Genomic DNA, 13229 nt, shown 5'->3' with positions numbered 1-13229 from the left:
ACCGGGTGAACGCCGTGTGGTCCGCCCCAATGCGGCTTCGGGCGCGTTGAATGGGGCTTGGGCGGGCAGCGCCTCCGTTGAGGGTGGCGGGGGCATGGATGGAGCATCGAACGCCGCATTGGGGTGCGGGGTCGCGCGGCTGGCGGGGTGGCGGATCCGCGTGGCTAAGCTGGCCGGGTGCCTGAAACCCATGCTCACCGTCGCGGCGCGCTGCGGTCCCTGATCACCGAGTCCGGGGTCGACGCGCTGCTGGTCACCGACCTGCTCAACATCCGCTACCTCACCGGGTTCACCGGGTCGAACGCTGCGCTGCTCGTGCACGCCGGCGGCGAGGCGCAGACCGTGTTCTGCACCGACGGCCGCTACACGACCCAGTCGGCGTCCGAGGTGCCCGATCTCGAACGCGTGATGGGCCGCGCCAGCGACCGCGTGCTCGCCGACTTCGCGGCCCGCGCCCACTCGACCTACGGGCGCACCGGGTTCGAAAGCCAGCACGTGAGCGTGGAAGACCACGAGGCGCTCAAGGTGCGCTTCGACAAGGTGACGCTGATCCGCACGCCCGGGCTAATCGAGCAGCTGCGCGCGGTGAAGGACGAGGTCGAGGTCGCGGCCCTGCGCTCGGCCTGCGCGGCGGCCGACCGCGCGCTCGCCGACCTGCTCGCGGCCGGCGGCCTGAGCGCCGGGCGCACCGAGCTGGAAGTGGCGCGCGACCTGGAGAACCGCATGCTGGAGCACGGTTCGTCGGAGCCGTCGTTCGCCACGATCGTGGCCGCCGGGCCCAACTCGGCGATCCCGCACCACCAGCCCACCGGCGCCGAGCTGCGCGAAGGCGACTTCGTGAAGCTCGACTTCGGCGCGACCGTCGACGGGTACCACTCCGACATGACCCGCACGTTCGTGCTCGGCAAGGCCGCCGACTGGCAGCGCGAGCTCTACGACCTGGTCCACCGCGCCCAGGCGGCCGGTACGGCGGCCGTGTTCCCGGGCGCCGACGTGTCCGAAGTGGACGCCGCGGCGCGCTCCGTGATCGCCGCCGCGGGCCGCGCGGAGGAGTTCGCGCACGGCCTCGGCCACGGCGTCGGGCTCGAGGTGCACGAGGCGCCCAGCCTCGCTACCACGGGCGTCGGTACACTGTCCGCCGGTATGGCGGTCACCGTCGAGCCCGGCGTCTACCTCGCGGGGCGCGGTGGCGTGCGCATCGAGGACACGCTCGTCGTGCGGGACTCCGGGCCCGAACTCCTCACCCTGAGCACCAAGGACCTCGTGGCCGTCTGAGCGGCCGCGGACGAAGAGATCGACACAGGAGACCGAAAGCTCGTGGCCACCACCAACGACCTGAAGAACGGGCTCGTCCTCAACCTCGAGGGCCAGCTCTGGACCGTCACCGCGTTCCAGCACGTCAAGCCGGGCAAGGGCGGTGCGTTCGTGCGCACCACGCTCAAGCACGTGCTGACGGGGAAGGTCGTCGACAAGACCTTCAACGCCGGCACGAAGGTCGAAACGGCCACCGTGGACCGCCGGAACATGACCTACCTGTACAAGGACGGTCAGGACTTCGTGTTCATGGACGGCGACACCTACGACCAGATCACGGTTCCGGCCGAGGTCGTGTCGGACAACGCCAACTACATGCTCGAGAACACCGAGGTCCAGGTCGCGGTGCACGAGAACGAGGCGCTGTACGTCGAGCTCCCGACCTCGGTCGAGATCCTCATCCAGCACACCGACCCGGGCCTGCAGGGCGACCGCTCCACCGGCGGCACCAAGCCGGCGACGCTGGAGACCGGCGCCGAGATCCAGGTCCCGCTGTTCGTCTCGACCGGCGAGAAGATCAAGGTCGACACGCGTGACGGCCGGTACCTCGGCCGCGTCTCCGGCTGATGGCGGACAAACAGAAGCCGCACCCGAACCGCGGCGGTGCGATCAGCAGGCGGCAGGCCCGCCGGCGTGCCGTCGAGATGCTGTACGAAGCGTCGCAACGCGGCACCGACCCGGTCACGCTGCTGGCCGACCGGGTCGGGTCCACCGATGTCGACCCGGTCGCCGACTACACGATCACCGTCGTGGAGGGCGTCACGACCCATCGCGAGCAGGTCGACGAGCTGCTCGCCGAGCACTCGCAGGGCTGGACCCTGGACCGCATGCCGCCGGTCGACCTGGCGGTGCTGCGGGTGGGCGTCTACGAGATGCTCTGGTCCTCCGACGTGCCCGACCCCGTCGCGATCGACGAGGCCGTGGGCCTGGCGAAAGAGCTCTCCACCGACGACTCGCCGCGCTTCGTCAACGGCGTGCTCGGGCGCATCGGGACGATCGCCGACCGCCTGCGGGCCGTGCTCTGAGCCGCTGACGCCCGACGTCGAAAACCGGCGAACACAGCCGGCGAACACAGTCGAAAAATCCGCCGAAGGCCGCGAGCTCCGTGAAGGAGCCGCGGCCTTCGGCGTTGTGCGGGTGCCCCCAGGAAGCCTCACGAGTGGGGTCCGGAAGAGGTCTTCGTCACACCGAGCGGTCTCCGGCCTGCGCCGGGCCGTGCTCGGGCCCGCCCGGGTGTCGCCCGGTGAACCGGGTTCACCGTCACGGCAATCCGGAAGCGCTAGCCCGAACGGGTCACGCGCCGGAACGGCGGACGTGGGTGCGAGGGGACGGCCGGGGCGATGTTGATCACCGTCCGCAGCCGGTCCGGCGGTGTCCGAAGCTCGGTGGGTGTTTCCGGTGCCCCGCCGAAAACACCCACCGCGTCGGGCAACCGCCGCCCATCAGTCTTCTTTGGACGGACGAGCCTCGGGCGGCAGGACGCCCCAGTCGATGAGCTGTTCGGTGAGCTCACCGGGGGTCATGTCGTAGATGATCGCGAGCGAGCGCAGGTCCTCGGTGCGGATGGAGAGCACCTTGCCGTTGTAGTCGCCGCGCTGGCTCTGGATCGTGGCCGCGTACCGCGCGAGCGGGCCGACCTTCTCCGCGGGCAGCTGCTGGAGCCGCTCGAGGTTGATCACGATCTTCGTGGCGGGCTCGGCACCCGAGGGCACACGGCCCTCCGGCAGCAGTTCGACCACCGGTACACCGTAGAAGTCGGCCAGTTCGGCCAGCTTCTGGACGGTGACGGCGCGGTCGCCACGCTCGTACGAGCCGACGACGACGGCCTTCCAGCGGCCGCCCGACTTCTGCTCGACCCCGTGCAGGGAGAGTCCCTGCTGCTGGCGGATCCCGCGGAGCTTGGCCCCGAGCGCCTTGGCGTAATCGCCCATCTGGTGGTTCTCCGTTTCCTCACCCCCACGCCGGTCGGGGTGACCGGTCAGGGGACTCCTCGAGTCGAATACTCAGAGTAATGGTTACGCATAGTTGTCACCAGGTCAAGCAGAAGGTCTTCCTACCTGGTCGCGGACGTGGGCACACCACCCGGAAGGCTGATTGACCACTCCTGCTACTGTCGGTGCGATTTCCCCGCACGAGCTGGGAATCGACGTCCTTTAAGGACCCGTCCAGAGAGGCGGGGAAGGAGGTCCGCCTTGTCGTCACGTCCGCGTGGCGCGGCGGAACCGGTCGGGGAGCGCGAGCTTCTTTCGGCCGGCGATGTCGCGCGCACGATAGCCCGGATGGCCCATCAGGTCATCGAGAAGACCGCAGTCGGTGCGGGTGCTTCCGGTGACCTCGGCTCACCCGGTGATCAAGCCCCGCCGGTGTTGCTGGGCATCCCCACCCGCGGTACTCCGCTGGCCACCCGGCTCGCCGGGAAGATCGGTGAGTTCTCACGCGTCGTCCCCCCGACAGGGGCCCTCGACGTCACCCTGTACCGCGACGACCTGCGCCGCCGTCCACCGCGCGCGCTCGAACAGACGCAGCTGCCGCCCGGCGGCATCGACGACCGGGTGGTGATCCTGGTCGACGACGTGCTGTTCTCCGGCCGCACCATCCGCGCCGCGCTCGACGCCCTGCGCGACCACGGCCGCCCGCGCGCCGTGCAGCTGGCCGTGCTCGTCGACCGCGGCCACCGCGAGCTGCCGATCCGCGCCGACTACGTCGGCAAGAACGTGCCCACCGCGCGGGCCGAGGGCGTGTCCGTGCTGCTGTCCGAAACGGACGGGCGCGACGCGGTCCTGCTCCGCGCGCCGGAAGGAGAATCCCGGTGAAGCACCTGCTCGCCACCGACGGGTTGGACGCCGACACCGCCACGGCCGTCCTCGACACCGCCGACGAGCTGAAGCACACGCTGCTCGGCCGGGAGGTCCGCAAGCTGCCGACGCTGCGCGGCCGCACGGTGATCACCCTGTTCTACGAGAACTCCACCCGCACGCGCGTGTCGTTCGAGATCGCCGGGAAGTGGATGAGCGCCGACGTGATCAACGTCTCGGCGTCGAGCTCCTCGGTGAACAAGGGCGAGTCGCTGCGGGACACCGCGCTCACCCTCGCCGCCGCGGGCGCCGACTGCGTGATCGTCCGGCATCCCGCCTCGGGCGCGGCGCACCGGCTGTCGGGCTGGCTCGCCGAGGCCGGCACCGCGGTGGTCAACGCGGGCGACGGCACCCACGAGCACCCCACGCAGGCGCTGCTCGACGCGGCGACCCTGCGCGAGCGGCTCGGGTCGCTGAAGGACCGCCGGGTGGCGATCGTCGGCGACGTGCTGCACAGCCGCGTCGCCCGGTCGAACATCCACCTGCTGAGCACCCTCGGCGCGGAGGTGGTGCTCGTCGCGCCGCCGACGCTGCTGCCGGTCGGCGTGGAGACGCTGCCGGTCACGGTCTCGCACGACCTCGACGCCGAACTGCCGGCCGTCGACGCCGTGATGATGCTGCGGGTGCAAGCCGAACGCATGCACGGCGGGTTTTTCCCGAGCTCGCGCGAGTACTCGATCTCCTACGGCCTGTCCGAGCGCCGCCAGCGGCTGCTGCCGGACCACGCCGTGGTGCTGCACCCCGGCCCGATGCTGCGCGGGATGGAGATCGCCTCGGCGGTCGCCGACTCCCCGGCCTCGGCCATCACCGAACAGGTCCGCAACGGCGTCCACGTGCGCATGGCGGTCCTCTACCACCTCTTGGCCAGTGAAGGAGCCGCTGCGTGAGCCTCGTGATCAAGGGCGCCCGCCCGTACGGGGAGGGCGAACCGGTGGACGTCCTCGTCGAGGACGGCGTGATCACCGCGATCGGTGCCGTCGAGGTCCCGGAAGACGCCGAGGTGGTCGAGGCCGAGGGCCAGGTGCTGCTGCCCGGGTTCGTCGACCTGCACACCCACCTGCGCGAGCCCGGCCGCGAGGACACCGAGACGATCGAGACCGGCTCGGCCGCCGCGGCGCTGGGCGGCTACACGGCCGTGTTCGCCATGGCCAACACCGACCCGGTGGCCGACAACGCGCTCGTGACCGACCACGTGTGGCGGCGCGGGCAGGAGGCCGGGCTGGTCGACGTGCACCCAATCGGCGCCGTCACTGTGGGCCTCAAGGGCGAGAAGCTCGCCGAGCTCGGCACGATGGCCAAGGGCACCGCCGCGGTGCGCGTGTTCTCCGACGACGGCGTGTGCGTGGCCGACCCGCTGCTGATGCGCCGCGCGCTGGAGTACTCGACCGCGCTCGACGCCGTGATCGCCCAGCACGCCGAGGAACCGCGGCTCACGGTCGGCGCGCAGGCCAACGAGGGCGAGAACTCAGCGCGCCTGGGCTACCCGGGCTGGCCGGCTTCGGCCGAGGAGTCGATCGTCGCGCGCGACTGCCTGCTCGCGCTGCACGCCAAGGCCCGCCTGCACGTCTGCCATGTGTCCACTTCGGGCACCGTCGACGTGCTGCGCTGGGCGAAGGAGCGCGGAACCAAGGTGTCGGCCGAGGTCACGCCGCACCACCTGCTGCTCACCGACGAGCGCCTGGCCACCTACGACCCGGTGAACAAGGTGAACCCGCCGCTGCGCACGGGCGGCGACGTCGAGAAGCTGCGCGCGGCGCTGGCCGAGGGCGTGATCGACTGCGTCGCCACGGACCACGCGCCCCACGCCGTGCAGGACAAGGACACCGAGTGGAGCGCCGCGCGCCCGGGCATGCTGGGCCTGCAGACCGCGCTCTCGGTCGTCGTCCGCGCGATGGTGGAGCCGGGCCTGCTCGACTGGCGCGGCGTCGCCCGCGTGATGAGTGAGCGGCCCGCCGCGATCGGCAACCTGCCCGACCACGGCCGCCCGCTCGAGGTCGGCGAGCCCGCGAACCTGACTCTCGTGGACCCGAGTGCCGAGTGGACGGTGCGCGGCGCGGAGCTCGCCAGCATCTCGGCGAACACCCCGTACGAGGGAATGCGGCTGCCCGCCGTGGTGACGGCCACCGTGCTGCGCGGGCGGATCACCGCGCGCGAAGGGAAGATCTGCTGATGGACCGGTTCTTCCTCACGCTGGGGATCGTCGTCTTCTTCCTCCTGTGCCTGTGGGGCATGTGGGTGGGCTGGCGGCGCAAGTCGCGCTCGCAGAGCGCGCAGGTGCCGCCGTTCCCGGGAATTCCCGGGGATCCCGGTGAGATCCTGCTGGAGTCGACCGGGCTCTACGTCAGCACCACCACCGCGGGCAACTGGCAGGACCGGGTCGTGACGCGGGGCGCGGGGCTGCGCACCGGCGCGGTCTGGCGCCTGCACCCCGGCGGCATCGCGGTGGAACGCGGTGGCGCGCCCGACTTCTGGATCCCGCGCGAGGCGGTCACCGGGATCCGGCGCGACTCGAAGATCGCCGGGAAGGTGATGGGCACCGACGCGCTGCTCGTCATCACCTGGCGAGCCGGAGACGCCGACCTCGACACCGGCTTTCGCGGCGACGAACTCGACGACTATCCACAGTGGATCGACCAGCTTTCCCCCGACAACTCGGATCACGACATCAAGGGAGGTGCCCAGTGAGCACCGCGAACGGCACCCGCGTCCCCGCCGCCCTGGTTCTGGAAGACGGCCGGGTCTTCCGCGGCGCGGCCTACGGCGCGCGCGGGCGGACGCTCGGCGAGGCGGTGTTCTGCACCGGCATGACCGGCTACCAGGAGACGCTGACCGACCCGTCCTACCACCGGCAGATCGTGGTGCAGACCGCACCGCAGATCGGCAACACCGGCTGGAACGACGAGGACGACGAGTCGGCCCGCATCTGGGTCTCGGGCTACGTGGTGCGCGACCCGGCCCGTACGCCGTCCAACTGGCGCAGCAAGCGCGGCCTCGACGAGGAGCTGGCCCGCCAGGGCATCGTCGGCATCGCCGAGGTCGACACCCGCACGCTCACCCGCCACCTGCGCGAGCAGGGCGCGATGCGCGCCGGGGTGTTCTCCGGCGACGCGCTGGGCAGCGACGAGCAGATGGTGGCCGAGGTCCTGGCGAGTCCGCAGATGAAGGGCGCCGACCTCGCGGGCGAGGTCTCCACGGACAAGCCCTACGTCGTCGAGGCGCAAGGCGAACGGCGCTTCCGCGTCGCCGCGCTCGACCTGGGCATCAAGTCCAACACCCCGCGCCTGATGGCGCAGCGCGGCATCGAGGTCCACGTGCTGCCCGCCGCGACCACGGTCGAGGAGCTGCTCGCGGTCGAGGCCGACGGCGTTTTCCTCTCCAACGGCCCGGGTGACCCCGCGACCACCACGCACGCCACCGCGTTGACGAAGGCCGTGCTGGAGCGCGAGATCCCGCTGTTCGGCATCTGCTTCGGCAACCAGATCCTCGGCCGCGCGCTGGGGCTGGGCACCTACAAGATGCGCTACGGCCACCGCGGCATCAACATCCCGGTGATCGACGTGGCCACCGGCCGCGTCGCGATCACGGCGCAGAACCACGGCTTCGCGCTCGAAGGCGAGCCGGGCCAGCGGTTCGAATCGCCCTACGGCGCCGCGCAGATCAGCCACTACTGCCCCAACGACGACACCGTCGAGGGCGTGCGCGCCTTCGACGTGCCGGCGTTCTCGGTGCAGTACCACCCCGAAGCCGCGGCCGGTCCGCACGACGCGGCGCCCCTGTTCGACGAGTTCGTTGAGTTGATGGAGAAGAAGGCCTGATGCCGAAGAGGACGGACATCCAGCACGTGCTGGTGATCGGCTCCGGGCCGATCGTGATCGGGCAGGCCGCCGAGTTCGACTACTCGGGTACGCAGGCCTGCCGGGTGCTGCGGGCCGAGGGTCTGCGCGTGAGCCTGGTGAACTCGAACCCGGCCACCATCATGACCGACCCCGAGTTCGCCGACGCCACCTACATCGAGCCGGTCACGCCGGACTTCGTGGAGAAGGTCATCGCGGTGGAGCGGCCGGACGCGATCCTCGCGACCCTCGGCGGGCAGACGGCGCTCAACTGCGCGGTCGCGCTGCACGAGCGCGGCGTGCTCGAGAAGTACGGCGTGGAGCTGATCGGCGCCGACATCGACGCCATCCAGCGCGGTGAGGACCGGCAGAAGTTCAAGGACATCGTGCGCACGATCGGCGCCGAGGTCCCGCGCAGCCGCGTCTGCAACACGATGGAAGACGTGCGCGCGACCGTCGCCGAGCTCGGCCTGCCGGTCGTGATCCGGCCGTCGTTCACCATGGGCGGTCTGGGTTCCGGCCTGGCCTACACGCCCGAGGAACTGGAGCGCCTGGCGTCCACCGGCCTGAGCGAGTCGCCGGTCACCGAGGTGCTCATCGAGGAGAGCGTGCTCGGCTGGAAGGAGTACGAGCTCGAGCTGATGCGCGACAAGAGCGACAACGTCGTGGTCGTCTGCTCGATCGAGAACGTCGACGCGATGGGTGTGCACACGGGTGACTCCGTCACCGTCGCGCCCACGATGACGCTCACCGACCGCGAGTACCAGGTGATGCGCGACGTCGGCATCGCCGTGCTGCGCGAGGTCGGCGTGGACACCGGCGGCTGCAACATCCAGTTCGCGATCAACCCGGACGACGGGCGCATGGTCGTGATCGAGATGAACCCGCGCGTGTCGCGGTCCTCGGCGCTCGCGTCGAAGGCCACCGGTTTCCCGATCGCCAAGATCGCCGCGAAGCTCGCCATCGGCTACACGCTCGACGAAATCCAGAACGACATCACCGGCGAGACCCCGGCTGCCTTCGAGCCGACGCTGGACTACGTCGTGGTGAAGATCCCGCGCTTCGCGTTCGAGAAGTTCCCCGGCGCGGACCCGACGCTGACGACGACCATGAAGAGCGTCGGCGAAGCGATGTCCTTCGGCCGCAGCTTCCCTGAGGCGCTCGGCAAGGCCATGCGGTCGATCGAGACGAAGGCGACCGGGTTCTGGACCCTGCCGGACCCCGAGGGCGCGACGATGGAGTCCACTTTGGACGCCCTGCGCGTGCCGCACGAGGGCCGGCTGTACGAGGTGGAGCGGGCGCTGCGCCTGGGCGCCACCGTCGAGCAGGTGCACGAGGCCAGCGGCATCGACCCGTGGTTCGTGGACCAGATCGCGCTGATCGGCGAGGTCGGCTCCGAGGTGCGCGACGCGCCGGTGCTCGACGGCGAGCTGCTGCGCCGCGCCAAGCGCACGGGCCTGTCCGACCGCCAGATCGCCGCGCTGCGCCCGGAACTCGCGGGTGAGGACGGCGTGCGCACGCTGCGCCACCGTCTCGGCGTGCGGCCGGTGTTCAAGACCGTGGACACGTGCGCGGCCGAGTTCAAGGCGGACACGCCCTACCACTACTCGGCCTACGAGACCGATCCCGCGGCGCAGTCGGAGGTCGTGGCGCAGGGTGACAAGCCGAAGGTGCTCATCCTCGGCTCCGGTCCGAACCGGATCGGGCAGGGCATCGAGTTCGACTACTCCTGCGTGCACGCCGCGATCGCGTTGCGCGAGGCCGGGTTCGAGGCCGTGATGGTCAACTGCAACCCCGAGACCGTCTCCACCGACTACGACACCTCCGACCGCCTGTACTTCGAGCCGCTGTCCTTCGAGGACGTGCTCGAGGTCGTGCACGCGGAGCAGCAGTCGGGCACCGTCGCGGGCGTGATCGTCCAGCTCGGCGGCCAGACCCCGCTGGGCCTGGCCAAGCGCCTGGCCGACGCCGGTGTCCCTGTGGTCGGCACGCCGCCGGAGGCCATCAACCTGGCCGAAGACCGCGGCGCGTTCGGCGAGGTGCTCGGCGACGCCGGGCTGCCCGCGCCGAAGTACGGCACGGCGACGTCGTTCGAGGGCGCCAAGCGGATCGCCGACGAGATCGGCTATCCGGTGCTGGTGCGCCCGTCCTACGTGCTCGGCGGGCGCGGCATGGAGATCGTCTACGACGAGGAGTCGCTCGCCGGCTACATCCGCCGCGCCACCGAGGTCACGCCCGAGCACCCGGTGCTCGTCGACCGCTTCCTCGACGACGCGATCGAGATCGACGTCGACGCGCTGTTCGACGGCGAGGAGCTCTACCTCGGCGGCGTGATGGAGCACATCGAGGAGGCCGGTATCCACTCCGGCGACTCCTCGTGCGCGCTGCCGCCGATCACGCTCGGCGCGACCGACCTCGAGGAGGTGCGCCGTTCCACGGAGGCGATCGCCCGCGGTGTCGGCGTGCGCGGCCTGCTGAATGTGCAGTACGCGCTCAAGGACGACGTGCTCTACGTGCTGGAGGCCAACCCGCGCGCCTCGCGCACGGTGCCGTTTGTCTCGAAGGCCACCGCGGTGCCGCTCGCGAAGGCGGCGGCCTTGGTCATGACCGGCTCGACGATCAAGGACCTGCGCGCCTCGGGCGTGCTGCCCGCCAAGGGCGACGGCGGCCGGATGCCGGCCGACTCGCCGGTGGCAGTCAAGGAGGCCGTGCTGCCGTTCCACCGCTTCCGCACGCCGGAAGGCCACGGCGTGGATTCCTTGCTGGGCCCGGAGATGAAGTCCACGGGCGAGGTGATGGGCGTGGACGTGTCCTTCGGGAAGGCGTTCGCGAAGTCGCAGAGCGGCGCGTACGGCTCGCTGCCGACGTCCGGGCGCGTGTTCGTGTCGGTGGCCAACCGCGACAAGCGCTCGATGGTCTTCCCCGTGAAGCGCTTGGCGGACCTCGGGTTCGAGATCCTCGCGACGTCCGGCACCGCGGAAGTGTTGCGGCGCAACGGAGTCGACTGCACCGTGGTGCGCAAGCACTACGAGGGATCCACCGAAGCCGAGCCCAACATCGTGGACGTGATCCTGGCCGGCGGGGTGGAGATGGTCATCAACACGCCGTACGGCAACAGCGGCCCGCGCATCGACGGTTACGAGATCCGCACCGCGGCGGTGTCGCGCGACATCCCGTGCATCACCACCGTGCAGGGCGCCGCGGCGGCCGTGCACGGCATCGAGGCGCTCATCCGGGGTGACATCGGGGTGCGGAGCCTTCAGAGCCTCCAGGCGGCGCTGAAGGCCACGTCGTGAGCGGGCCCGAGCGGTTCGGCGCGCGCCTGGCGAGAGCGGTGGCGGCCCGCGGGCCGCTGTGCGCCGGGATCGACCCGCATCCGGGCCTGATCGAGTCCTGGGGCCTGCCCCTGGACGTGAGTGGTCTGGAACGGTTCGCGCTGGGCGCCACGGAGGTCCTGGCAGCCGTCACGGCGATCGTGAAGCCACAGTCCGCGTTCTTCGAGGCGTTCGGCCCGCCCGGCGTGGCGGTGCTCGAACGCGTCGTGGACGCGGCCCACGACGCCGGTGCGCTCGTGCTGCTGGACGTGAAGCGCGGCGACATCGGCTCCACGATGGCGGCCTACACGGCCGCCTACGTGGCCGACAAAGCCGCGTTCAAGGCCGACGCGGCCACAGTTTCGCCGTACCTCGGGTTCGGCGCGCTCGATCCCGCCGTGGCGGCCGCCACGGCGGCGGGCAACGGCTTGTTCGTGCTCGCGCGGACGTCGAACCCGGAGGCCCACGCGCTGCAGAGCGCGCGGCTGGCGGACGGGCGCACGGTGGCCCAGAGCATCGTCGACGCGGCCGCGGACCACAACGCCGGTGCCGAGCCCCTCGGCGACGTCGGCGTGGTCGTGGGAGCCACGATCAGCCCCGGTGAGCTGGACCTTTCCCGGCTCAACGGACCGGTGCTGGCACCCGGTTTCGGCGCCCAGGGGGCAACTGTGGCGGACTTAAGGGCAGTCTTCGGGCCTGATCTGCCGGGGGTGCTGCCGGCGTCTTCGCGCGACCTGCTGCGCCACGGTCCGGACCCCGAGGCCATGCGCCGCGAGGTCGTCCGGGTCGCCGCGCTGCTGGGCCACACAGCCGAAAAAGACCAATAGCAGGCCCCGGAATCGGCTTCCACCAGCCACCCCCGCATTGTGGCGCCTGCTCAAGGGTGGGTACCGTCGCGTCACCCACCCAGATTTGAGAACTACCGGAGGAAAACGTGGCACTTCCCCAGCTGACAGAGGAACAGCGTGCTGCGGCGCTGGAGAAGGCCGCCGCCGCCCGCCGCATCCGTGCTGAGCTGAAGGAGCGGCTGAAGCGGGGCGGTACCACTCTGGTCGACGTGCTGAAGCAGGCCGAGGAGAACGAAGTCCTCGGCAAGATGAAGGTTTCGGCCCTGCTCGAGGCTCTCCCCGGCGTCGGCAAGGTTCGTGCCCAGCAGACCATGGAACGACTGGAGATCGCGCCCAGCCGCAGGCTCCGCGGGCTCGGCGACCGGCAGCGCAAGGCGCTGCTGGCCGAGTTCAGCGGAGAGTGAGCGGCGTCGGTCAGGACTACCCGGTGATCCGGGACACCGACCGCGACGGTGAGCCGGTGGCGGGGGACACCTCCCGCCACCGGCTCACCGTCGTCTCGGGGCCTTCCGGTGTCGGGAAGTCGAGCGTGGTGGGGGAGCTGCGCAAGCTCGAACCGGACATCTACTTCAGCGTCTCGGTCACGACGCGGAAGCCGAGGCCCGGCGAGGTCGACGGAAGCCACTACCACTTCGTGGAGCGGGCCGAGTTCGACCGGATGGTCGCCGACGGGCGGCTGCTGGAGTGGGCGGAGTTCGCGGGCAACTGCTACGGCACGCCGCGCGAGCCCGTGGAGCGGGCCCTGGCGGCCGGCCGGCCCGCCGTGCTGGAGATCGAGCTGCAGGGCGCGCGGCAGGTCCGGGCGGCCATGCCGGAGGCCCGGCTGGTGATGCTGATGCCGCCCTCGTGGGACGAGCTGGTCGGTAGGCTCACCGGGCGCGGCACCGAATCGGAGGCCGCCGTGCAGGCCCGGCTCGCCGAGGCGGAACGCGAACTGGCGGCCGCGGGCGAGTTCGACGTCCGGCTCGTGAACGCCGACGTGGGGACCGCCGCGGCGAGGTTGCTAGACTTGATTACCGGTGGCGATTCCTCTGCCGCCGATATCCTGGACGATACGGAGTAGCA

At 70.9% G+C, this 13229-nt stretch carries 13 protein-coding genes; 12 read left to right on the top strand and 1 reads right to left on the bottom strand.

The features are described from left to right. The first annotated feature begins 177 nt into the window (after nt 1–177). The 3 genes from QRX50_RS43245 to nusB are packed head-to-tail and all read left to right on the top strand — an operon-like array spanning nt 178 to nt 2339. Nucleotides 178–1275: a M24 family metallopeptidase gene (locus QRX50_RS43245; protein ID WP_285968859.1), complete on the top strand. Its 1098-nt coding sequence runs from the start codon at nt 178–180 to the stop codon at nt 1273–1275. A gap of 42 nt (nt 1276–1317) precedes the next feature. After that, complete coding sequence (gene efp / locus QRX50_RS43240; RefSeq protein ID WP_285968858.1) at nt 1318–1881, top strand: elongation factor P; 564 nt, start codon at nt 1318–1320, stop codon at nt 1879–1881. Next, the gene (nusB, locus tag QRX50_RS43235) at nt 1881–2339 is read left to right on the top strand and encodes a transcription antitermination factor NusB (protein ID WP_220238460.1); all 459 of its coding nucleotides are present in this window, start codon (nt 1881–1883) and stop codon (nt 2337–2339) included. The genes efp and nusB overlap by 1 nt, the downstream gene beginning before the upstream one ends. 417 nt (nt 2340–2756) lie before the next feature. Here the strand turns inward: nusB and bldD are convergent, their stop codons facing one another. Beyond that, nucleotides 2757–3245, bottom strand: a complete 489-nt coding sequence (gene bldD, locus QRX50_RS43230; protein ID WP_003096372.1) for a transcriptional regulator BldD — start codon at nt 3243–3245, stop codon at nt 2757–2759. A 261-nt stretch (nt 3246–3506) separates the two neighbouring features. Here bldD and pyrR point away from each other — a divergent pair, with 261 nt between their 5' ends. From pyrR to gmk, 9 genes are all read left to right on the top strand, one after another. Then, a complete protein-coding gene (gene pyrR / locus QRX50_RS43225) occupies nt 3507–4127 on the top strand; it encodes a bifunctional pyr operon transcriptional regulator/uracil phosphoribosyltransferase PyrR (protein ID WP_285968857.1) in 621 nt (206 codons plus the stop codon). Beyond that, nucleotides 4124–5056, top strand: a complete 933-nt coding sequence (locus QRX50_RS43220; RefSeq protein WP_220238462.1) for an aspartate carbamoyltransferase catalytic subunit — start codon at nt 4124–4126, stop codon at nt 5054–5056. The genes pyrR and QRX50_RS43220 overlap by 4 nt, the downstream gene beginning before the upstream one ends. After that, nucleotides 5053–6339: a dihydroorotase gene (locus QRX50_RS43215; RefSeq protein ID WP_285968856.1), complete on the top strand. Its 1287-nt coding sequence runs from the start codon at nt 5053–5055 to the stop codon at nt 6337–6339. The genes QRX50_RS43220 and QRX50_RS43215 overlap by 4 nt, the downstream gene beginning before the upstream one ends. Continuing rightward, the gene (locus QRX50_RS43210; protein WP_285968855.1) at nt 6339–6854 is read left to right on the top strand and encodes a PH-like domain-containing protein; all 516 of its coding nucleotides are present in this window, start codon (nt 6339–6341) and stop codon (nt 6852–6854) included. The genes QRX50_RS43215 and QRX50_RS43210 overlap by 1 nt, the downstream gene beginning before the upstream one ends. Then, nucleotides 6851–7984, top strand: a complete 1134-nt coding sequence (gene carA, locus QRX50_RS43205) for a glutamine-hydrolyzing carbamoyl-phosphate synthase small subunit (protein ID WP_285968854.1) — start codon at nt 6851–6853, stop codon at nt 7982–7984. Before QRX50_RS43210 ends, carA begins: the two co-directional genes overlap by 4 nt. Continuing rightward, on the top strand, nt 7984–11298 hold the full coding sequence (gene carB / locus QRX50_RS43200; RefSeq protein WP_285968853.1) for a carbamoyl-phosphate synthase large subunit: 3315 nt from the start codon (nt 7984–7986) through the stop codon (nt 11296–11298). The genes carA and carB overlap by 1 nt, the downstream gene beginning before the upstream one ends. Beyond that, nucleotides 11295–12143 (top strand): orotidine-5'-phosphate decarboxylase, encoded by an 849-nt coding sequence (pyrF, locus tag QRX50_RS43195; RefSeq protein ID WP_285968852.1) that lies wholly within the window; start codon nt 11295–11297, stop codon nt 12141–12143. Before carB ends, pyrF begins: the two co-directional genes overlap by 4 nt. A 107-nt stretch (nt 12144–12250) precedes the next feature. Further along, nucleotides 12251–12568 (top strand): integration host factor, actinobacterial type, encoded by a 318-nt coding sequence (mihF, locus tag QRX50_RS43190; protein WP_003096398.1) that lies wholly within the window; start codon nt 12251–12253, stop codon nt 12566–12568. After that, nucleotides 12565–13227 (top strand): guanylate kinase, encoded by a 663-nt coding sequence (gene gmk, locus QRX50_RS43185; RefSeq protein WP_285968851.1) that lies wholly within the window; start codon nt 12565–12567, stop codon nt 13225–13227. The genes mihF and gmk overlap by 4 nt, the downstream gene beginning before the upstream one ends. The last annotated feature ends 2 nt before the right edge of the window (nt 13228–13229 follow it).

This window comes from Amycolatopsis sp. 2-15, assembly GCF_030285625.1.
In the GTDB taxonomy this organism is placed as follows: domain Bacteria; phylum Actinomycetota; class Actinomycetes; order Mycobacteriales; family Pseudonocardiaceae; genus Amycolatopsis; species Amycolatopsis carbonis.
Note: the sequence above shows the minus strand (reverse complement) of the source record. Positions and strands in the feature narration are given on the sequence as shown.